Source organism: Litorivivens sp. (genome assembly GCF_041625495.1).
In the GTDB taxonomy this organism is placed as follows: domain Bacteria; phylum Pseudomonadota; class Gammaproteobacteria; order Pseudomonadales; family Spongiibacteraceae; genus Litorivivens.
Map to the genome: position 1 here is coordinate 1 of NZ_JBFJTH010000020.1, position 22925 is coordinate 22925.

General features: G+C 54.7%; 18 protein-coding genes. 9 read left to right on the plus strand and 9 right to left on the minus strand.

The annotated features are described in order from the left end of the window. The 4 genes from aceE to ABYP39_RS03890 all read right to left on the minus strand — a co-directional run. On the minus strand, positions 1–1984 hold a 1984-nt coding region (gene aceE / locus ABYP39_RS03875), incomplete at its 3' end, for a pyruvate dehydrogenase (acetyl-transferring), homodimeric type (RefSeq protein ID WP_372781212.1). 396 nt (positions 1985–2380) lie between these two features. Further along, positions 2381–5221, minus strand: coding sequence for an insulinase family protein (locus ABYP39_RS03880; RefSeq protein ID WP_372781214.1), 2841 nt, complete (start codon positions 5219–5221; stop codon positions 2381–2383). Then, complete coding sequence (locus tag ABYP39_RS03885) at positions 5221–6306, minus strand: AI-2E family transporter (RefSeq protein WP_372747392.1); 1086 nt, start codon at positions 6304–6306, stop codon at positions 5221–5223. Before ABYP39_RS03885 ends, ABYP39_RS03880 begins: the two co-directional genes overlap by 1 nt. A 15-nt stretch (positions 6307–6321) precedes the next feature. Then, positions 6322–6555 carry a sulfurtransferase TusA family protein gene (locus ABYP39_RS03890; RefSeq protein WP_372747393.1) on the minus strand — a complete coding sequence of 78 codons (234 nt, stop codon included), beginning with the start codon at positions 6553–6555 and terminating at the stop codon, positions 6322–6324. 231 nt (positions 6556–6786) lie between these two features. On the opposite strand from ABYP39_RS03890, the gene ABYP39_RS03895 reads away from it, so the two are divergent. Beyond that, complete coding sequence (locus ABYP39_RS03895; protein WP_372781216.1) at positions 6787–8190, plus strand: M48 family metalloprotease; 1404 nt, start codon at positions 6787–6789, stop codon at positions 8188–8190. 81 nt (positions 8191–8271) lie between these two features. Here ABYP39_RS03895 and nadA read toward each other — a convergent pair whose 3' ends face one another. From nadA to ABYP39_RS03910, 3 genes are all read right to left on the minus strand, one after another. After that, a complete protein-coding gene (gene nadA, locus ABYP39_RS03900; RefSeq protein ID WP_372747395.1) occupies positions 8272–9315 on the minus strand; it encodes a quinolinate synthase NadA in 1044 nt (347 codons plus the stop codon). Between the two features lie 99 nt (positions 9316–9414). Next, positions 9415–11016 (minus strand): DUF1501 domain-containing protein, encoded by a 1602-nt coding sequence (locus tag ABYP39_RS03905; RefSeq protein WP_372781218.1) that lies wholly within the window; start codon positions 11014–11016, stop codon positions 9415–9417. 12 nt (positions 11017–11028) lie between these two features. Further along, entirely contained in the window at positions 11029–13053 is a 2025-nt protein-coding gene (locus ABYP39_RS03910) for a DUF1800 family protein (protein WP_372781220.1), read from the minus strand. A 271-nt stretch (positions 13054–13324) separates the two neighbouring features. On the opposite strand from ABYP39_RS03910, the gene ABYP39_RS03915 reads away from it, so the two are divergent. Next, positions 13325–13957: a MarC family protein gene (locus ABYP39_RS03915; RefSeq protein WP_372781222.1), complete on the plus strand. Its 633-nt coding sequence runs from the start codon at positions 13325–13327 to the stop codon at positions 13955–13957. A gap of 3 nt (positions 13958–13960) precedes the next feature. Then, positions 13961–14425, plus strand: a complete 465-nt coding sequence (locus ABYP39_RS03920; protein WP_372781224.1) for an acyl-CoA thioesterase — start codon at positions 13961–13963, stop codon at positions 14423–14425. On the opposite strand, the gene ABYP39_RS03925 is transcribed toward ABYP39_RS03920, so the two are convergent. Next, positions 14412–15212 carry a sterol desaturase family protein gene (locus ABYP39_RS03925; RefSeq protein ID WP_372781226.1) on the minus strand — a complete coding sequence of 267 codons (801 nt, stop codon included), beginning with the start codon at positions 15210–15212 and terminating at the stop codon, positions 14412–14414. The two genes, ABYP39_RS03920 and ABYP39_RS03925, sit on opposite strands and share 14 nt — an antisense overlap. A gap of 258 nt (positions 15213–15470) precedes the next feature. Between ABYP39_RS03925 and ABYP39_RS03930 the strand changes: the two genes are divergently transcribed. From ABYP39_RS03930 to ABYP39_RS03945, 4 genes are all read left to right on the plus strand, one after another. Continuing rightward, on the plus strand, positions 15471–16424 hold the full coding sequence (locus tag ABYP39_RS03930) for a M23 family metallopeptidase (RefSeq protein WP_372748197.1): 954 nt from the start codon (positions 15471–15473) through the stop codon (positions 16422–16424). Beyond that, positions 16328–16807, plus strand: a complete 480-nt coding sequence (locus ABYP39_RS03935; protein ID WP_372748198.1) for a polymer-forming cytoskeletal protein — start codon at positions 16328–16330, stop codon at positions 16805–16807. The genes ABYP39_RS03930 and ABYP39_RS03935 overlap by 97 nt, the downstream gene beginning before the upstream one ends. 124 nt (positions 16808–16931) lie before the next feature. Continuing rightward, positions 16932–19529: a TonB-dependent receptor gene (locus ABYP39_RS03940; protein ID WP_372781228.1), complete on the plus strand. Its 2598-nt coding sequence runs from the start codon at positions 16932–16934 to the stop codon at positions 19527–19529. Positions 19530–19699: 170 nt separating this feature from the next. Then, entirely contained in the window at positions 19700–20194 is a 495-nt protein-coding gene (locus ABYP39_RS03945) for a porin family protein (protein WP_372748200.1), read from the plus strand. Between the two features lie 24 nt (positions 20195–20218). On the opposite strand, the gene ABYP39_RS03950 is transcribed toward ABYP39_RS03945, so the two are convergent. Then, positions 20219–21379, minus strand: coding sequence for an iron-containing alcohol dehydrogenase (locus ABYP39_RS03950; RefSeq protein WP_372781230.1), 1161 nt, complete (start codon positions 21377–21379; stop codon positions 20219–20221). 221 nt (positions 21380–21600) lie between these two features. Between ABYP39_RS03950 and ABYP39_RS03955 the strand changes: the two genes are divergently transcribed. Beyond that, complete coding sequence (locus ABYP39_RS03955; RefSeq protein WP_372748202.1) at positions 21601–21912, plus strand: DUF2789 domain-containing protein; 312 nt, start codon at positions 21601–21603, stop codon at positions 21910–21912. A gap of 83 nt (positions 21913–21995) precedes the next feature. Beyond that, a complete protein-coding gene (locus tag ABYP39_RS03960; protein WP_372748203.1) occupies positions 21996–22925 on the plus strand; it encodes an alpha/beta fold hydrolase in 930 nt (309 codons plus the stop codon).

The window sequence follows — 22925 nt, forward strand, 5'->3', positions numbered from 1 at the left end:
AGGACAGGCAATTGGGAATCATGTTCGCCATCAGGTGGCTATGACCATCCTGGTGCTGCAGACCTTCGCCATTGAGGGTAGTTCGGCCGGCTGTGGCTCCCATCAGAAAGCCGCGCGCCTGACTATCACCAGCGGCCCAAGCCAGATCCATGATGCGCTGAAAGCCAAACATGGAATAGAAAATATAAAAGGGCACCATCGGCAGGTTGTGATTGCTGTAGGAGGTCGCCGCCGCCAGCCACGCACTGAAGGCACCCGCTTCGTTAATACCCTCTTCCAGAATCTGTCCGCTTTTGTCCTCTTTGTAATACATAATCTGATCAGCATCGTGCGGCGTGTAACGCTGCCCCTGCGACGAATAAATTCCGAGCTGACGGAACATGCCTTCCATTCCAAAGGTACGCGCCTCATCGGGAACGATAGGAACGATGACCTTGCCAACCCCTTTGTGCTTAACCAGTGACGACAGCGTTCGCACAAACGACATGGTGGTAGAAATTTCCCGCTTGCCGCTGCCCTTGAGCTGTCCGCTCAAATCGTCGAGTGTGGGCACATCCAGCGATTCAAAATCTGCCTTGCGCGCCGGCAGATAACCACCCAACGCTTCGCGACGCTTGCGCATATAAACCATTTCCGGGCTGTCTTCTGCCGGACGGTAATACGGCACCTCTTTTAACTCTGCGTCGGAAATAGGAACCGCAAAGCGGTCACGGAATTTTTTCAGGCTTTCCAAATCCAGCTTTTTCACGCCGTGGGTTTCGTTCTGGGCTTCGCCGCCCTTCCCCATGCCGTAACCTTTAACAGTCATTGCCAGCACGACCGTCGGCTGGCCCTTGTGCTCCACGGCGTTGGCATAGGCCGCATATACCTTGTAGGGATCGTGGCCACCACGGTTGAGATACATGATGTCGTCGTCTGACAGGTCCTTGACCAATTCCAGCAGTTCGGGATACTTGCCAAAGAAATGCTCACGGGTATAGGCGCCGCCATTAGCCTTGTAGTTCTGCAGCTCGCCATCGCAAACTTCGTTCATGCGCCGTTTTAGGAAACCCTCTTTGTCTTTTTCCAGCAGCGGATCCCAATGTCGCCCCCAGATCACCTTATTGACGTTCCAACCGGCCCCGCGGAAAACCCCTTCTAATTCCTGGATGATTTTTCCGTTACCGCGCACCGGACCGTCCAGCCGCTGCAGGTTACAGTTGACCACGAACACTAGGTTGTCGAGCTGCTCACGCCCGGCCAGCGCGATAGCACCGAGCGACTCCGGCTCATCACACTCACCGTCACCGAGGAAGCACCAAACCTTTCGATCATCTTGCTGCACCAGACCACGACTGTCCTGATACTTCATCACGTGCGCCTGATAGATGGCCTGAATCGGGCCCAGACCCATACTAACCGTGGGAAACTGCCAGTAATCCGGCATCAACCAAGGGTGTGGATAGGAGGAAAGACCGTCGCCATCGACTTCGCGTCGAAAGTTATCGAGCTGATCTTCATTCAAGCGCCCTTCAAGATAAGAGCGAGCGTACATACCCGGCGCGCTGTGCCCCTGGTAATAAATCAGATCAGGCTTGTCGCCACCGCGGAAAAAATAATTAAAACCCACATCGTAGAGCGTCGCGGCCGAGGAGAACGAAGAAATATGACCGCCCAATGCTTCGTTGTTGTCATTAGCGCGCATGACCATGGCCAGCGCGTTCCAACGAATTAAAGACCGAATCCGGCGCTCCATAAATAGGTCGCCCGGCATACGTTTTTCAGCCGTCGGTTCAATGGTGTTGCGAAAAGGAGTGGTTATGGCGGGTGGCAACTTGGTGCCGTTCTGGGCGGCATGCCGCACCAGCATTTTCAGAAGATAGGCTGCTCGCGCTTTGCCCTGATGCCGCAATACACCGTCCAGTGCATCCAGCCACTCTTCCGTTTCCTGAGGATCCAAATCATCGCGCAGGTGTTCGCGAAGCTCTTCAAGTTCCTGAAGCATGAAACCGTCCTTCCATCGAATGTCAGTGTGATGGGCTGAGTTGAGCCCATTGTGGCCAGTGGGACCACCTTCTGCACCTTCGATATCGCGACGAGCAAACTTCGTCGTCAGACGAGTGAATGGTTGCCTAAAGTGAAGGTTATCACCTGGCCAGTTTACGCGTTCTCGCCTTGTGGGCGGAGACCCGTTTTTGTGTTTTGTTCAGATGCAAAAACGGGCCGGTCAGGCCCGTATTGCATGTAAAAATTTTACATTGAATACATAAACTTGCAAGGACAAATTCGAAACGCAAGAGAAAACCGCGAGTACTCACTGAAAACACTGAAATTTTAGGCGCTTACCAGCCAAGCACCACTACATAAAATGTAGTAATACTACATGGAATGCACTCACACATTACTCTCCGAGTTTCGGGTGCTCATAGAGAAAAAATTCACGCTTGCCGCCCGCCTTGATCACCCCTTGCAGACTTCGTGTACCGAGATCCTTCTCTCCACGGTCACCGCCCGCCTGTAGCCACAGTGAACGCCGGTTAGCTGGCGCCATGATAGCGCCAAGTTCGCGCCGCCATACGTCGTAACCCATGGAGTCCAACACCTCTACTAACTGCTCGCGACTATTAAAAGAGGTATAGCCGTCCATCAGATCGCGCCAGTAGCGATCACCGGCCTCCCAAAGATTGCGTGGCGTCTCCATCAGCTTGACCCGCAAGGCCAGTCGATTGCGCTCGTAGAGCTCCTCGCTAATACCGTTTTCCAGCCAGCCCGACAAAAACGTGCGAAAGCGATCCTGCAAATCGGCAGTATCTGTTACCGGCGACTGCACCATGAAATAGAGCCCGGGCACTTCGCGTACAGGATAAGCACCAGCGAAGACCACGTAGCCCAACTGATCTTGCGTGCGCAACTGATTGAAAAACGCAGGCCCGACCATCTGACCGGCAATGCCCAGCACTACGCGCGCCCGGTGTCCGGGATCTGGCGCTTGCACATACCACAGCAGCGCGGCGTCGTTGTGCTTCAGGTTATAGCTCTCACCAAAATCTCCCTGGGGAATCCGGCGCACCTGTTCCGGGCGAGCGTCAGGTACTCGGTCGCCGAGCAGGAAGTCGGCCGCAATATTGGCGTATTCTCGCGCTTCGGTAGAGCTATAGTTACCGTGCGCCATAACGTAGAGCTGCGTGGCAGACATCGCTTCACGGCTGTAGGCCTTGATGTGCTTCATGGTGAATTTATTGGCGGCCGCAAGCCGTTCTTCGATTGACCAGCGATGGCGTTTAAGGTTTTCCGACAGACTCGCCGAAAGAAAGCGGTACGGATCGTTCAAGCGCTGATTTTCCAGATCGCGAATATAATCCAGTTTCACCCGCTGAAAACGCACCTCATCCCATTCCGGCGATCCCAGTCGACTGGCCAGGCTGTCCAGCAACATGCCCTGCTTGTCGTTAAACCCGCGAATCTCTAACTCGATTCCATCCCAGCGCGCATGCAGTGAATAATTCAACCCCGCAATCTGCGCCGGATAGGCAAAGGCATTAAGCTCGTCACGCACCATACGCACCCAGATTTCTGCGGCAGCCTGCCGCTCGGGATCACGACTGACGCTGGGCGAGCGAATAAGGATATTCAGATTGCCCTTGGGGATTGCAAACCGTTTGTCGAGCATGTGCCAGGCACCCACACGGCTGGTATTGACTACCTGTTGCGGGGTAGTCGAACCTTCTCCTGCTCGCAACGAAAGATCTGACGCGATAAACGGGTTGGGCTTAGGCAACATCAAACCCGGCATGCCGGTGCGCTGAGTCCAGCGATCACGCATGGCCGCCGTCACACCAGTGACCTTATAAGGCACCTGATAGAGCTCAGAAACCTTATCTCCATCCAGTTCGGGACGAGTAATCGCAATAACCGCGTTGTCCAACGTCAGCTGATCCGCGAGCGATTGAATCAGTTCGGCGTCAAAATCAGAAATGGCGTAGTCGCCTCGAATGATATCCGAAGGGCTATAGTAGTGAAGATTGTGCGCCAGCTGGCTTGCCTCATGGATCTCACTAGGTCTCGTTCGATAATTGAACTGCAAACGCGCATTGTCCACCAGCTCCTGAAAGCGCCAGTTTTCAACGCCGCGCTCCTGGACCAGAGCAATAGCCTCAAAAACCGTGTCGGTCACAACGTCAACAGCAGCAAGACCAGCCGGAGTCAGCTCAACGTCAATGGAAAACAGCGCACCACCGTCATACTCCAGACTGGTGCCTGCCCGCAGCCCCTCAGCCCAACCGTTTTTCTTGAGCACATAGAGCAAGCTGCCCTCACCCTCATGACCCAAAAGGTGTCCTAGGTAATGTAAAGGTTTCTTGTGATACTGCTGGCGCACATTCGGCATCGGGAAACTGATCGAGAGCTCGCGCAACTCTTTGTGGGGCTTGAGTTCAAATCGCAGCGGGAGCTCATCTACCAGTGTCTCCGTGACAGGCTTGATCTTTACGCCCCGGTTTTCTATTTCGGAGAAACGCGGCGCAACCATTGCCTGCAACTCATCCAGGCTTTCACGACCAATAACAACCAGCGTCATGCGATTAGCCGAATAATATTTTTTATAGAAATCCAGGAGATCCTGACGCAATGCCTCTTCACCACGCCCTCCCAACAACGTCGCCAGGTTACCTACCGTAAACTTGGTAAACGGATGCTCAGGATTGGCCAACTCCTTAAACACATCAAGGGTGCGGCGATAATCATTTTGAATGCGAGCCTGGTACTCAGAATTGACTGCGTTGACTTCACGACCGACGAATTCAGCATTAAATAGCGGCGCCACAAAAAACTGCGAAAACCGGTCCAGCGCATCGTCGAGATGACCTGCCCCAATGTCGAAAAAATAGTTGGTGTGCTCAAACGAGGTATACGCGTTGTGTGAACCGCCGTGACCGGCAACAAAGGTTTGATACTCTCCGGCATCCGGATATTTCTCAGTACCGAGAAAGAGCATATGCTCAAGAAAATGCGCCAAGCCTTGACGATCGCGTGGATCCTGCCGGCTTCCCACCTTGATATCCAGTGACGCCGCCGCCTTGTCCACCCGCGGGTCTGAAATCAACACCACCTGAAGGTCATTATCTAGACGTAAATGGCGCGCCTGGCGTTGATCGGTCTCCGGTAAAATGATCTGTTCAACAGGACGCTCGCCACAAGCGGTGAGCCAGAAAACCAGAAATACCAGAGACCAGCGTTTTAACATCAAACCTTTTCCTCCTGAAGCGTTACTGACGACGAGAGCGTACCCGGCGTCGGCCAGGCATTGAGTATGGCCTTAACCAGGGTCGCCAGCGGTATGGCAAAAAAGACACCCCACAAGCCCCAGACACCGCCAAATACCAGCACGGACAATATGATGGCCACCGGGTGCATATTAACCACCTCTGAAAACAACAGCGGCACCAGAACGTTGCCATCGATGGCCTGAATCAAGCCATAGACAAACAGCAGCGTATAAAATTCCGGCCCTACGCCCCATTGCAGATAGCCGACAATCACGACAGGTATCGTGACCACCGCCGCGCCAATATAGGGAATGACCACCGACATCCCCACCAACAACGCCAACAGTGCGGCATAGTTGAGGTCGAGCCAAATAAAGCTCACATAAGTCGCGGAGCCGACAATAACGATTTCAATGCCTTTGCCCCGAACATAATTGGCGACCTGATCATTCATCTCAATCCAGATTTTGGCCATCAGTGGCCGCCGGTGCGGCAGAAAGGTTTTCAGCCAATCGAGAATCTGATCCTTATCTTTGAGAAAGAAAAACACCAGTATGGGCACCAGGATCAGGTAAATCAGCACACCCAGCAAATTGGGAAGTTGCGCGATGGAGAACGACACCACCCGCTGACCCAGCTTACCGAGCTCGGCACCAGCCGCCCCCACCAGGTCACGCACCTGTGCCTCCGAAATCAGATCGGAACGCTCCGGCCACTGCATGAGCGTTTTCTGAAGTTCACGCAGCAGCACGGGTAGCTCTTGGATCAAACTCGTCAGCTGCTTCCAGACCAGCGGCATCAAGCCGAAGATAAACCCGAAGAACAGCCCCATAAACAACAGATAGGCAAGCGTGATTGCCAACCAGCGCGGCGCGCGCCAGGCCACCAGCGTGGCGATCATACCCTGCATCATAAAGGCAAAGACCAAGCTAGCAATCACCGGAGCCAGCACATTACCAAGCGTCACAATAAGCAGCAGGCCAACCAACAACAACAGCAACAGCACTACCGTTTCTTCTTCGGCAAACAGCCGGTCTATCCAGTTGCGAATAATGCGCAACATGCTTAGCTCTCCCCCTCAGGCTTTTCTGAGAATATAACGGTACTCGCCGTTGGACTCTTCAGACAACAACAATGCATGGCCGCTCTGCTGAGAAAACACGGCGAAGTCTCGCACTGAGCCTTGGTCAGTGGCTGTTACCTCCAGCGTTTGTCCAACAGTCATTTTATTCAAGGCCTGCTTGGCCTTGAGTAGAGGCAACGGGCAATCCAGCCCCCGGGCATCCACGGAAACGTCACACGGTTGATCCATCAAGCTTACTCACACCCGACAATGGCAAAGCAGGCAGTATAACGGTCGAACCGAGCGTCGCCCAGCGTACAACGTACAGTATCAGTGCGGCACTTTTCACGATTTATCTGGTCAGAGAGAGTTAAGCTTGTTTTCATAGCCTACAAACCGCTAAAGTTGTTTTCATTTCATGAATGTAGTTACGTGATCAGAACTCTACTCCTGTCCCTGATATTCCTCCTGCCATACAGTGTGCTCTCCCAGAGTAGCAACGCTGGGGGCGGCAACGAGTATGACCTTCCCGAACTTGGTGACGGCAGCTCCCGGCACTTCAGCCTGGATCAGGAGCACGAGCTGGGAAGGGTTTGGCTGAAAGCCTTCCGTAGCCGAGTAGATACCGTTGCCGATCCGCTGATGCAGGATTATCTCGAAGACCTGACCTACCGTTTGGCCCGCCACAGCCAGCTCAGCGACAAGCGACTGGAGCTGGTTATCGTCAACAACCCGGAGCTGAATGCCTTCGCGGTACCTGGTGGCGTGGTAGGCATCAACAACGGCCTGCTAACTTACGCGGAAAACGAGGCGCAACTGGCTGGCGTACTCAGTCACGAACTGGCCCACCTTAGCCAACGCCACTTCGCACGCTCGCTCGATAAGCAACGGGCTGGCAATCTATCGATGATGGCCGGCCTGCTGGCGGGCATAGTCCTGGCAGCCACCACGGGCAGTGACGCCGGCATGGCCGCAATCGCTACCGGGCAGGCGGCCGCCATGCAGTCACAATTGCGCTTTAGCCGCGAACACGAACAGGAAGCGGATCGGCTTGGCATGCAGACCATGGCCAATGCCGGTATGGACCCCGCCGCGATTCCCGCCATGTTTGAAATCATGAATCGACGGCTGCGTTTCAACAGCAACAAACCGCCGGAATTTCTGCTTACTCACCCTCTGACCGACAGCCGAATCAGCGACAGTACCAACCGAGCTCGCAACTACAAGCGCGCGGTGTATACCGACAGCCTTAACTTCCAGTTGATGAAAAAACGGGCTGAGCTTTCACTCGCAGCCAATAAACGCGACATACTGAATCAATGGCAACACGACCTGAAAAACAATCCGTCCGAATCAGCAACCTACGGTGTGGTGATAGCACTGATGGCAAACGATCAGTGGGAGGAAGCCGGTAAGCGCCTTGAGCCGCTGCTGGCTGACGACCCCAACCGCATTGCCTATGTCGTAGCTCAGGCCAATACGCTGGCCGGCAAAAAAGCCTTCCGCGACGCCAGTGAGTTACTGCGCAAACACCTGGATCTAAACCCGGGCAACAACGCCCTGACGATGACCCTGGCAGATGTTTTACAGCGCGGCGGCCGCCCCCATGAAGCCGAGGAATTGCTCTCGGACCACAGCAAACGACGCCCCCAGGATCCAGCCCTGTGGTATCAGCTGGCAGAATTGCACGGGCTGTCTGGCAATATTCTGGGGGTACACATGGCGCGCGCCGAGTATTTCATGCTGCGCGGCTATCTCGACAGTGCAGAAAAGCAGATGCACTACGCCTGGCCGCTCACCGCCGACAGCAACGTGGCACGCCACAAATTGCGGCAGCGGATGAAGGATTTACAGGATTTGAGGGAAACCCTCAAGAAATTCTAGTCAGGGACACTATTTGAGGGAGGCGCTGCCTGTTCCAGCGGGAACAGGCATCATCAAGGGCTTCACCTATAACGCAACCGCCTAGAGATTGCGACTGGCAAAATCAAGCATACGGTCAAGTGGCACCAGCGCGCGATCGATCAGACTGGAATCCACAAAAACCTCGTTGAGCCCCTTATCCAGTGCATCCGCCAGATTATCCAGCGCATTCATCGCCATCCAGGGGCAATTGGCACAGCTGCGGCAAGTCGCGCCATTACCGGCGGTGGGTGCAATAAGAAACTCTTTATCAGGCACCATCTGCTGCAATTTGTAGAAGATGCCTTGATCGGTCGCCACAATAAAGCGCTGATTTGGAAGGTCCCGAGCGGCATTAATGATCTGCGTGGTAGAACCCACCACGTCGGCCAGCTCCACCACCGCCTGCGGTGATTCCGGATGCACCAGCACCGCCGCATCTGGATAGACCGCCTTCAGGTCCAACAAGCCCTTGGCCTTGAACTCTTCGTGAACGATGCAAGCACCATCCCACAACAGCACATCAGCGCCGGTTTCGCGCTGCACATAAGAGCCCAAGTGCTTGTCAGGCGCCCACAGGATTTTCTTCCCCTGGGAGTCCAGATAGTCCACAACCTTTAAGGCAATACTGGAGGTGACCACCCAATCTGCCCGGGCTTTAACTGCTGCCGAGGTATTGGCGTAGACCACCACAGTTCGATCGGGGTGTTGATCACAGAAAGCCGCAAACTCATCGGCAGGACAACCAATATCCAGCGAACAGGTTGCCTCCAGCGTCGGCATCAGCACCCGCTTGTCGGGTGACAGGATTTTCGCGGTTTCGCCCATAAATTTGACGCCCGCCACCACCAGCGTGGAGGCTGGATGGTCTCGACCAAAACGGGCCATCTCCAACGAATCAGAGACACAACCGCCGGTTTCTTCGGCTAATGCCTGAATTTCCGGGTCTGTGTAGTAATGGGCAACCAATACAGCGTCACGCGCCTTTAACAAGGCCTTGATACGCTCTATCTGGGCTTCGCGGTCAATATCGACCGACTCGACGGCATTCTGGAGAGAATCCAGATGATCGCGCACCAGCTGTTGAGGAGATACTTGCTGCTCCATCCAACGAAAACCTGTGTAGTAACAACGTGGCCGCCGATTTTATCAGGAAAGCGCCAGCCAATCATGCCTGAAATGCACGTATTGCACCTTGACGCCAGCTCATAGCGATAAAGGCAAACCGGATTCCTGCGCTTTATTGAACGCAAGGTAGGCCGACGAAGCCTCGCCTGGAGTGGCTTCAAACGCGCTCAGGTTGGGAAATAGACCCGCCATCTCGTTTTCAGCCACCCCAAACCAGTCGCACAGGGTGGCCAGATACTGGTCAATGGCCGTGGTTGGAATCAGGCGCCCCTTGGCGCGACCCGGGTTGCTGGCAGTATCGCTGTCGCCGCCCAATCTAAGGTCAGGCAACTCTCCCAATACCCGGCCGCCGTCAATACCACCGCCCAACAGGATATTGCAGCCCGCCCAAGCGTGATCTGTGCCATCACCGTTATTGCCCAGCGTTCGCCCAAAATCGCTCAGGCTGGCCACTAGCACTTCATCGGCAATGCCGCCATTCATGTCGTCCAGCGCTGTCGTAAAATCATTGAGCGCGAGACTGATCTCCCGCAATAGCAAGGGATGCTTGCTCGCCAGATCTGTGTGATTATCAAAGCCGCCCATGCCGACAAAAAATATCTGCCGATTTAAACCAAGCTGATTGCGACCAACGTGAATCATTCGCGCAACCGCATGAAAGGACCGCAACGCCTGCCCAGACAGCCCGCGACTCAATGCCAGGTCGGTGGCATCTGGGGTGCTGAAAAGGTCGCCACCGTAGGGGTTCTGCAAACTGCCAAACATGCCTTCGGTATCGGCGTAGTAACCGGATAGCAGATTGGAAAGATCAACCGAGCGCCGGTTGGCACTGCGCAACACTCGATGCAGAGGGTGGTCGTCGGGTAGCTCTCGATTGAGCTGCCGAAAGAAATCCGCGTCGAAACGATCTTGCCTGGTATCGAACAATCGACTGCTGCTAGGCGATAGCACAGAGGGTGCATTCATCCGCCCGGTCATGAGTCGACTGTTACCGCCAAAGGAAACATTGAGCCCCAAGGCTGAGCCACCATTTACACCGCTGGCCGTATGCGCTTCCCACAAATCTGCCAGACGTCCGGCCCAGCCCATCGCAGACAAATTGTCGGCCCAACCGGTCTCCATCGCTCGAGTCTGGTGATTATGGGCAAACAGAAAGGGCGGCAGTTTTTTCTCCCCCAGCTGGTTTTTGGTCACTGGCTCCACCAAACTACCCACATTTACCACCGAAGCTGCACGGCCATCGCGGTAGAGCTGCGCCAATTCCGGCATCATGGCGTTGATGCCAATATGGGTCTCGGGCCGATAGCCATCCAACCCGGCAACATAGTCGTCGAAGGTATAAAGCCCGCCCAGATATTTTTCGGCGTCGCTGCTGCCACCTGCCGCATAGGGATTGTTACCCTGGCGATCCGCCGTCAAACCCTTGTTCGCAACAGCGATTCCTCCGCGGCTATTAGCGTATTCATCGTAACTGCGAGTACCGCTACCCATGGGAATAACCATATTGTATGCATCGTTGCCGCCATACAAATAAAACACCACCAGCGCTTTATAGTCATCAAAAGCGGGGGCGGCAGCTCGGGCAAACCCCGAGTACAGCGTGCCGACACCACCGCTTGCCGCGAGCGCCCCGCCGCCGAGCACCGCTTTAAAGAATTCCCGTCGATTTAATTCCGTCACTGTCTTTTCCTCTTACTGCTGCGCCAGATAGTCGGCGGACAGCGCAACATATTGCACAGCGCCACTCACCACCCGCAAAGCCTGTTCTGCCGGCGGCAACTGATCGTCATTAAAATAGCGCCCACCATCCAGCTGCACCATAAGATCACTGCGCAGCGGTTCTGACAGCGGACGACCGCCCAGCAGGATGTGCTCAAGCGCGCGCAACACCGCATCAATGCCCGCCTGTTTTGGTGTCTGCCCCTTTGCATTGGTATTGCGACGGTTAATATTCTGGAAATCACCGTCAGTATCGCCGTCTATTGCGAGCTCAAAGGCATCAAGCACGGGCCCAAAATTCACGTGCGCAATCATTGGCAGTACCACCCAGCGCTCCTGCGCGCGCACAAAGGCATCAACATTCCCGTGGGTCAGCACCAATCCGTTTTTTTCCAGCAATGGGCCACCGGGCAGCAACAACGACTGAAAGCCGGCAATATTGGTCGGTGTGCGCAATTGCATTTCCGGCAACACCAGGGCCGCCCCGTCGCGACCGCTATTGTAAAAATCATCCTGGGGCACAAAGTCGGGGCTGTAAAAGTTAAATACCGAGGGTGAACGCAGCGCAGCCTGACCCAGCGGCCAACGATGATCAGAGCGGAAAAAATAGAAGCCGTTCACCCGCGCTGGCTCCGGGTATTCAAGGCGCTCGTTGTACCAACCAGCAACCGGCTCGGCGTTAAAGGCACGCAGAATACCCGTCAACGTCAGCAGGGGTTCCACCACTTTGCCATAATCGGCTTGTTGAACCAGTGTCGATGTCCGCGCTTCTAAATCCAGTAAAATGGCCTTCAGCGTCGCCTTTAAATCACCGCGCACGCCCTCGCCATTATCCGCAAATACTGCAGCAACCCGCGCTACGTAGTCTGGCGTAGGATTAGAAGTAACCAGCCTCTGAATCAGGTGTTTACTGATAAAGGGAGCCGTATTCGGATGTTCAAACAGGATATCCAGAGCAACATCGAGATCGCGCCCTGCGGGAATATTTGCGGCAATCGTCTGCCCTAAAAGCTGCTTCTCGCCAAAATCATGTTCGTCGGGATTGAACTCCATCGGGTGCACAACACTACCCTCATGCTGCCACAAGCGACCGTAGGCGCTGTTAAACTGCAAATCCCAGCCAGTCACTACCCGTGACAGTTCTTCGATATCCTCTTGCGTGTAGGTTGGCACGAGGTTACCTGCCGCGTCAGTTTTCGCTGTGCCATCCTGATTGAGCTCATACAGCCCAATGGTGAACAGCTGCATTAGCTCCCGGGCAAAATTTTCGTCCGGCAGGGTTTTACGCGCAGTGTTGGCTTTTCGGTTACCCTGATGCGAAAGGTAGATACCCATGGCCGGGCTGCGCGCCATTGCACCGAGCAACACCCTGAAATTGCCAAAAGCATGTTTCGCCAGCAGGTCGTAATAGTGAGCCAGTGCTTCCGGGCGGGCATTCAGCGGAAACTCCGTGTGTGATACCACCAGAATCTGGCTGAGGGCATAGGCCATGCGCTGTCGCAACTGATCCGGCGCGTCCAGTGCCTGTTCAAACCAGATACTGTTCTGGTAGTCCAATGTATGTCTGGAAGCAGAACCGTCGAATAACGGCATACCTGATTGCGACTGCAGCGTTTGCGGGAACCAGTCGGTCATCGGCTCAACGGCCACCGCCATTGCCTGCAAACGCTCAAGATGGGTTTTGCGAAAATCCGTTGTCGAGTCGTAGGCTGAACGCATGGAAAGCTGATTATCAAGCCAACCTTCCAGACCCTGTTGCCGAATGGTACCCAGTGTTCGCGCATCAGGGCCGAAGGTAGCCTGACGCGCCAGACGAAACGCGTCGTACAGGCTGGGCGGCGTAATGCTTTTTTCTACAGCCTCTTCCGGCGCACTTGGCGTACTCTGCGGTGCATCGCTATCACTTGAGCCATTGTTACACCCTGTCAGCAACGCGCAGCACAGCATGACTGTTCGCGCTATTACCGACACCCTCAAATTGCGTCGTATTCCATACACCCTGAATCTTCCTGTACTGGCGTGCGCGCCTTCGCACACAGGTTGCTCGTTACATGTGGTGATGCCGTACAGCAGACCACTTTTAGCGTTTATTGTTATGGTAGGCAATTCAACTAAGAACGCCGCTGTTGGTTATACCCCAAAATACCCTGCTGTACAGCGCCCTTGACCTTCACTGTGAAAGTGGTCACACCGGTGTGCGCCGCAGAAGCCGACAAAACGCCCAGTAAAGCACTGGACGGCCACCGAACTTCCCAGTACTTTAGCCGCCATGTACGAATACGCTGCCGTCGCCCTTACTACCTTCTTTGCCACCATCGGCCCGATCGATGTTGCCACGATGTTCGCTGCTTTTACCGTGGCAATTCCGCGACGTGAGCGCCGCAGAATTGCGGTAAAAGCCTGCCTGATTGCGCTGGGTATCTTGTTCGTGTTCGCCATCGTCGGCCAGTTCATATTGGAAAGCCTTGGCATTTCACTAGCGGCACTGCGTGCGGCGGGCGGCATTCTCCTTTTACTTATTGGCATTGATATGGTCTTTGCCCGCCCATCAGGCGCCACCAGCACGACCATCGATGAAGACAATGAAGCCATAGAGAAACACGATATCGCGGTGTTCCCGCTGGCGACGCCGCTTATTGCCGGTCCGGGAGCCATCGGCGCCACACTGCTATTAATGGCAGATGCTCATACCAATGTGTTACATCAAGCCATGGTACTGGCGTCGATGGTCGTCATCATTGGCGTCACACTGGTATCGATGTTGATGGCGAGCGAAATTAACCGATTTCTTGGCCTTACCGGCATCCAGGTTATCACCCGTGTATTCGGCATCCTGTTGAGCGCGCTTGCCGTGCAGTTTCTATTTGATGGCATTGCCCAGGCCAATCTGTTTGGGGGCTAAGCAATGAGCGAACATGATCTGTGGGATTTGCCCACGCCCTTCATCCTCAAGTACACCGCCGAAGCTGAACATATCGACAGTCTGAACCATGTAAACAACGCCATTTATGTCGGTTGGTGCCAGCAGGCTGGTTGGCAGCATTCGCAGGCCCTCGGTCTGGGTATTGAAGACTACCGCCAGCTCGACGCGGCCATGGCCATTCGTCACGCCGAATACGACTACATCAGTGCAGCCTATATCGGCGAGCAATTGGAATTGGGTACGTGGCTGACACAGTGTGACGGCAGACTACAACTGGAGCGACGCTTTCAGCTAGTAAGGCTTGCGCGCAACGGCCAAGCTCGCGCCGAAACGATACTGCGGGGTACTTGGAAACTGGTAAGCATTTGCATGTCCAACGGCAAAGCTCGGCGCATGCCGGAAGCGTTCAAGCGGATCTACGGCGACGCTGTCGTCACTGAGCCCTGAAGGGTTGTATCAGCAGTGCCCTCAAGGTTTGCTCTTCTGGTTGTCGAAACCGCTTCAAGCCCAGCTCCATTGTCTGTGGATTCTGCTTGGCTTCCCGGCAGTAGCTGTTAAATAGCCGATCCCACACCGACAGCATAAAGCCGAAATTGCGATGGTGCTCCGCAGGGTTCACCGAGTGGTGAATGCGATGCATATCCGGCGTCACAATCAGCCCGCGCAAGTAATACTCAAACCGCGTCGGCAACTTGATATTGGCATGATTAAAGAGCGCACTGGCATTGAGCAGCATCTCAAACAGCACCACTGCCAATAGTGGCGCGCCTAACACCGCCACCACGCCCATTTTCAGCAACATCGAAACAACAATTTCCAACGGGTGAAAACGCAGTCCGGTGGAGGCATCAAACTGAACATCACTGTGATGCATCGCGTGCATTCGCCAAAACACGGGGATCCGATGAAACAAGCGGTGTTGCCAGTACACAAGTAGGTCCAGCAGCAATAGCGATAACACCACCGCACACCAGACCGGCATCGTGATGATATTGAGTACCCCGAACCCGGTTTGCGTCGCCCAGTGCGCCACACCCATCGCCAACATTGGAAAAAACAGGCGCAAAACCCCCGCATCAACTACCGCCAACAGCAGATTGGTCCAGCGCCGTCCACCACGGGGTCGCGGCCGAAAAGGTCGCCAGCTTTCCCAGCCAGACATCAACAGCAAGACTAGAACGAACACCCATAGGCGCAAAAATTCAGCATTCACATGCTCACTCAAAGTCGCCATTCTCCAGTTCTATGCCGTCAAACCCTTTGAGTTCGGCGGTTTCAGCGAATTTTGCTGCCAGACTAACACTTTAACGATAGCGCCTTACACCCCTTTCCCGAAAACGCGACCGTGCGACACACCTGATTAAAGATTGCGCAATACCGTGAGCTAGGTCACAATAGCCCAATAATAGGTAATATTACCGACAGAATTTTGTGTCAAAGGTAAGACGCAACAAGTTCAGCGACAAGATGTGCGAAAACAAGAGTTTAATCAATGCGAGACAGATATACCGTCACCATTACAGATTATCGAGGCGCACGCCATTTCAACTTTAGCCAGCTAATGCGCCGCATACTTGGCGCAGTTGGCACCGTGGTCACACTGGGTTTCGTAGCAGGCGGGTTGTCAATTTACTTTCTCTCGGCCAAAGTTGCCGCGCTGAACAGCAATCTGCAATCACTGGAAGAATATCAGGCCCACATTAAATACCAGAACCAGCAACTACTGAACAAGCAACGTTCCCTACTCCATGCTGTCGATGAAAAAGCCGCAGCACTGACTAAGGTTCACGAAGAGCTGGGCGACCTGGAAATTCTGATTGGTCTGAAGCCTGAGCCCAACAGCACGATTGGCGAAAGGCTCGATACGGCCAATATCACAGCCCAACAAAAGCGGCTGATGCTGGAATCCATCCCCAGCGGCATGCCGCTACAGGACACCCGGCTGACCAGCAAATACGGCATGCGTATGCATCCCGTCCTAAACCGCAAAGCAATGCACGGCGGGCTGGATATGAGTGCGGCAATCGGCACCCCTATTTTTGCCACTGCTAGTGGCGTTGTTGAGTGGGCAGCCCCCCACAAAAGCAGCGGTCTGGGGAATATGATCAAGCTGAACCACAACTATGGATTCAGCTCAACCTATGGTCACCTCAGCAAAATTCTGGTCAAAACCGGCGATTACGTTCAACGTGGCGATCTGATTGGCCATACGGGCAATACCGGCATGAGCAGCGCCCCTCATCTGCACTACGAAGTTCGCTACCTGCACCGCAGACTTGATCCAAAACCATTTACGGAGTGGTCGTTCGAGAATTATGATGTCATCTTCGAACGAGCGGAGCATATTAAATGGGAATCCTTGGCCGAGTCGGTAAGGAAAGCAGTGATCAGCCCGGAACGACTGTTGTTGCAAGCGGAACCAAGATTGTCGGTGATCTCCAACTAAACGACGACTTTCATCTGGACGGCAGAATGTCAGGCAAAGTCAATTCGAGCCTGAATGTATCTGTCGGCAAGGGTGGCGAGTTTGACGGCGCAATCCAGGCCAAAAAAGTTGTGATCAGCGGTTGCGTAGACGGCACCATAGATGCCGAGCGACTGGAAATTGTCAGCGGCGGGCGCGTAATTGGCGAAATCTTTGTTACCGAGCTGGTCATCGAACCCGGCGGCCACTTCAGTGGCACTAGCCATATCAAAAACACCGATGACGCTGAGCCACGCCGCCTGTCTCACCAAACCGCGACCGCAAACGGCGACAACCCAAATACATCAGACGACTCACTCGCGACCCAGAGCGCGTCAGAGCAGACAGAACCTCAACTCACCTAAACGGGTGATTCTCAGAGTCTCTCCACTTCCTAGAATAGCTATGGCTGCGAGATCCTAGCAGCCAACATAATTCCAATAATCAGCTACCAGGGGAAAGCCTCCCCTGCCCTAGGGAAAGCCCACCATGAATCGAATTGCGTCGGCGGGTCTTGCTGCCACGATCACCCTTGTCTGCCAGCTTGTAAATGCGCAACAGACCGACAACAGCCAGCAAACTGCCAGTAGTAAGCGTAACTTCTCTGGAGCACTGGAAGAGGTTGTCGTTACCGCGCGTAAGCGCGCCGAAAGCATTCAGGAAACGCCGGTTGCGGTCACTGCTATCAGCGGCGACGATCTCCGTGCTCAGGGCATCGTGAATACCACCGAGCTCACCAAATCAGTCCCCAGCCTACAAATCAACGACAGCACCAGCACCCAGATATTTATTCGCGGTATCGGACAGCGGGCTGGCCTGATACGGCAAGATCCGTCGGTCAGCGTCTATCTGGACGGCATATTCATACCCCGCGCTGATGGCCAATTACTCGATACCATCGATATCGACAGCGTGCAGGTTCTGCGCGGTCCTCAAGGCACTCTGTTCGGCAAAAACAATACCGGCGGCGCTCTGGTATTCACCCTGACCAAGCCCTCGGAAGAACAGCAGGGCTACGTCGAAGTGGCACTGGGCAACTACAATGATCAGCGTATTCGCGCTGCCTATGACTTTCCGGTGAATGACGACTTCTATACCCGCATAGCGTTCAACAGCCATCGCCGCGACGGATTTATTAAAGATCTGTCCACCTCAAACAACCAGTCGGTGGATCGTCTCTCCGCAATTTTTCAGACCCGATGGTTGATCAGCGACGAGCTAACCTTTGATACTTTCACCTTTCTCGGCAAAATTGATGAGCGCTATCCCTCCTATCACTGCAAACTGGTCAACGAAAACGCACTGTTTGTAAATGGCCTGGGTATCTTATGGCCCGGCGATACCGATCCCGCCAACCCCCGCGCCTACAAAGACAACTGCGCGGCCAATGATCGCGACACACTGCCGGATCTAACCACCAACATGGGCGCCAGCCAGCGGCAGACCAAAAAACTCGACACCCTGATGTTTGGCGCCACCTTTGACTGGGCACTCAGCGACACACACGACCTGAAGGCCATTGTGGGTTATCGGGACGCGTTGAAAACAGGGCCCCAGACCAATAGCGACGACGCAGGTCCGGAGGAATATCAAAAAGCCGTCATACTCGGCGAAGGCGACCAGGATTCCCTGACACTGGAACTCCAACTCAATGGCAGCGTGATGGAAAGCCGTGTCGATTACACCGCCGGCGTATTCTGGCAGCATGAATACAAATCAGAAACCTTCCTCACGTCCGATCCTATCATTGGCGTCGATGCCGTGGTGCTGGCAGGGCTGTTGGGTGGTCAGTATGCAGGCACACCGCCATCACTGCTGCCGCAGATCATTGGCACCCCGCTACCCATTGTGGCGGCATTGTTGCCGTTGGATACACGGCAGAATTTCGAAATCGAGGGTCAGACCAGCGCGGTTTTTTCCCAAGCCACCTGGCATATCACCGAAAACCTGGAGCTGACCGTGGGCGGACGCTACACCGAAGAACAGCGCGAATCAAAACTCGTCACCCAGATTGCAGACAACGCGGCTGTCAGCGCCATCGTTGGCGCCGATCCACGCTTCAATACCTTGTATCCCGACCTTGCCATCCATACCTTTAACGGCGCCTGGTTGCAGGACCCCATTCGCATTGCCAACCAGATCCTCAAGAACGCCGTTGGCCACCCGGATATCAGCTCACCACTGAGCGCACCAAAATACGACAAGCGCGATTCAACATTCAGTCAGTTTACCCCCATGGCGTCGGCTTCCTGGTTTGTGCCCAGCGAATGGCTCGATGACAATGCGTTGAATTCACTGCTGATGTATGGCACCTGGAGTAACGGGTTCAAATCCGGTTTTCTGGAGCCCAGCGGCCAAGATGGACTGGTCGTAGTTGACCCCGAAAAACTTGAAAATCGGGAAATTGGGGTAAAAATCGATGCATTTGAGCGCTCGCTGCGTCTCAATATCGCACTGTATTCCATGATCTTTGAAGATATGCAGCTGATCACAGTGAAAACAGATTCCGCGAACACCCTCGTAGTAACCTCACAGAACGCCGGTGAATCGGTGATTGAAGGCGGCGAGCTCGAGCTTATGTGGATCCCCACCGCGCAAATGATGGTGACCCTGAGCTACAGCAACAACAATTACAAATTTAAAGAGTTCGTTGACCAGGACCTCACGGCACTGGCTACTCAGGGGCGCAGCGTGGAGATTGATCGCAGCGACGAGCAGTTTCCGGTATCACCAGAGCAAACAGCCTCACTGGGTATGCAGTACACTTTTGTCACGCCAGTCGGGCTGATTACGCCGCGCATTGATTTCAGCTACAAGAGCGAGATTTACCTTGGGTTTGATAACGGATCCTGGGATGTTCGTCACACCAACCCTGAAGGCGTCTACTCAGACGCCTACACTCTGGTCGATGCCCGGGTTACCTGGAATAACAACGAGGACGACCTGAGCATTTCTGCGTATGTAAAAAACGCCACCGATGAACGTTACGACATTGGCGCTGTAGCCACCGGGGACTCTATCGGCACCTTCGCTCAGGCTCTAGGAAATCCGCGCTTTTACGGTGTTGAGCTACGCAAAACCTTCTAACCCGCGCCCAACCTGCCGCAGAGCCCGCCGCTAGGAAGCGCGGGCACTTTTTCTCATTAATTGAATAAGTTCCATGAGCTCTTTGAGGCAAATTCACACAGTTTTCCACTGAATGCCGCCCCAATTTAGGGCAGACTCGCACCACCTAACCGTGATGTGTGGAGGACTGAATGAAAGCCAAACTCGGAATTGCTGCCATTGCCCTGAGCCTGTCAGCGTCAGCCATGAGCGAAATGTATGGAAGCGCCTCTTACGGCCTGCTGGAAACAGAAGCCGGGACTACCGACTTTGACACCCCAACTCTCAACCTGACCTTTGGCGCAACGCTCAACCCCAATTTTGCACTGGAAGGCCGCCTGGGCTTCGGCGTTGATGACGACACCAAAGGGCCTTTCACCGTCGAAATCGAAGATTTTATCGGCATTTATGCCAAACCGATGCTGCCCATTTCTGACGTGGTTACACTCTACGGCCTGCTCGGCGTAGCCGAAACCAGCATCGACACCAATTTCGGCGACGACGACGATGACGACATCAGCTACGGTCTGGGCCTGAGCGCAAAACTACAGAACAATGTAGACCTGTTTGCGGAGTACATTTCCCTGTACGACGATGACGATATTGAAGTGAACGGCTTTAACCTCGGCGCCAGCCTGCGCTTCTAAAACCCGCGACACCCAGGGCGGCCATTAGGCCGCCCAAACCCTCTCGTAGAGCGCAATAATCTCACCCTTATCAGGAATCCTCGGATTATTGGCCGGCGAGCCTGAGGCAAGCGCCTGTTCCGCCATCAATGGCAGCAAGCTTTGCCACTGGGTTTGCGCAATACCAAACTCCGCAGGGCCCGGCACTTTCAGCGCACTACACAGCGCACGCAAACCCGCAACCAGCTTATCCGCAGCCGCGCCATCATTATCCTCAAGCTTCGCATAACCCATTGCCCGCGCGGCCTCGGCGTAGCGTGATCTGGCACCGTCAATAGACCAGTCGGTTATCTCGGGTAGCAACATCGCATTACTCAGGCCATGCGGCACATGAAAATGCGCGCCAATCGGTCGGCTCATTCCGTGAATCAGCGTGACCGACGCATTGGAAAACGCGATGCCGCCCTGAGTGGCCGCATGCATCATGGCCGCTCGCGCCTCCAGATTGTCGGGCTGTTCACAGGCAACCGGCAGATACTTAACAATGCTCGACATACAAGCCAGCGCAATCGGGTCTGTAAACGGGTTGGCCTTTCGGCTCACAAAGGCTTCCAACGCATGGCACAGGCTGTCGATACCCGCATCCGCCGTTAATCGATACGGCATGGTCACGGACAGCTCATAGTCAACCAGCGCCGCGACCGGCATCAGCCCCAGCCCCATACAAAGCATTTTCTCCTCGGTTTCGGAATCGGTTGCCACTGCCGCCCGGGTTGCTTCGGAGCCGGTACCTGCCGTTGATGGAATCGCGATCACCGGTAAACCATCATCAATCGTCACGGGTACTTTGTAATCGCGTAACTTGCCACTGCGATTGGCCATCACGGCCATAAATTTGGCGGTATCAATCGCGCTGCCGCCACCCAGTGCAATCACGCAGTCATGGTCTCCGCCGCGCAGCTCAACCAGACCGGCATCGATAGACTCGGTAGTCGGATCTGGCACCACCCCGGAAAACTGCCGCAGTGGCAGCCCCTGCTCAGCCAGTGAACTTTCCAGCGCTGCACCATGCCCCTGCCCCAACAGAAAGGCATCAATCACCAGAAACGGCCGACACAAGCCCAGGTCAGCCAACACCTTGCCCAGCTCGTGGCGCGCGCCGCCGCCCACCCGGAGAATCCGGGGCAGATAGACTGTCATATCCATAAAGGGTACCTCTCCAATGCAATGTTCGGCTTGTCAGTAGCACTTGATGCCAACGTTCGGGGCTTGAAACTCAAGCTTATAAGCAGTCCTCTCTATAGAGCACTTTGATCCAAGACCCCACGCCATACTTTGTTATGATCAAGTCACAATTAAAGCGGATTGGCAGCTGTCTCTGCCTTAACCGCACCTCATCCTATCACCCAGAGGGAGTAACTGTTTATATGGAACCCATTGTCCACAGCATGAACACCCTTTTCAGGCAACTCGGACTGCCCGATGATGACAAGGATGTTGAGCATTTCATAAACAGCCACCAGCCTCTGCCGAGGGAAATGCCATTACCCGACGCCGCATTCTGGTCGCCCGCACAGGCAGAATTTCTGCGTGAAGCCATCAGCGATGACGCCGACTGGGCCGAAGTGGTCGACGAGCTGGACACACGTCTGCATAACTCGCCACGCCATGCGCGGCCGGGCCAACCCTGGTTAAGCAAACAATCCAGCAGCTACCTGCCTGAAATGTGCGGCTACTAAACTGCAGCTAATGAGCCGCGGCAGCGGTTAACCCGGACGTCATTTTGTCGGTATACTCACGCCTTCTCTAGGGAGGTGTGATTTTGCGTTTACTGCTGGGTTTTATTGTTGTTGCCGCGCTACTGGTTTTACCCCTGCTGGCGCCCAAACTAGAGCGCAATACCGCGCTGCAGGAATACCGGGAACAGGTTGGCGCCAAAACCATCCAGTCCAAACACGGTAAAACCCGCTATCAAACCTGGGGCAACCCGAACAATCCCACAGTCATACTGATTCACAGTTTCAACGGCTATCTGGAAACCTGGCAGCCCAATGTCGACGCGCTGGCGGCAGCTGGTTTTCACGTGGTGGCCTACGATCTATTTGGTCGCGGCCTTTCGGATCGTCCGCTGCGCCCCTACACGCCACCACTGTTCCACGAACAACTGGACAGCCTGCGCGCTGAGCTCGGGCTCACGAATCCGGTACACCTGGTTGGCTCCTCGTTTGGCTGCGTGCTGGCCAGCGACTATGCTGTGAAGAATCCTTCGGCGGTGAGCAGTTTGGTGCTTACCGGCCCCGCAGGCTGGCCTGATGGCCAGGAAAAATTGCAGCAACTGGTAAAAACTCCATTTGCTGGCGAGTACGTTTTCTATTACGCGGGCAAATCCATTTTGAGTTCCAAAATCAGCAACTACCTGCTCAACCGCGAGGAAAATGACTGGGCAATGGCTTACTGGAAGGTCTACGGTCAGTTTCCGGGTGTCACCCGCGCTGCCCTGTCCACCTTGCGGCATTCACCTGTGCTGGACAATACCCGGGGCTGGAGTGCCCTGGGCAAAACGTCGTTACCCGTGATGATGATCTGGGGACGCCAGGACAGCAGCTTTCCTTATTACAACGCAAAGATTGCGGCGCGCCAGATTCCACAAGCAGAGATTGTCGGCATTGACGGCGCCGAACACTGGGTCAACATTGATCAGGCGGAGGAAACAAACACAGCCATGATCAGGTTCCTGCAGGCGCAGCGCTAA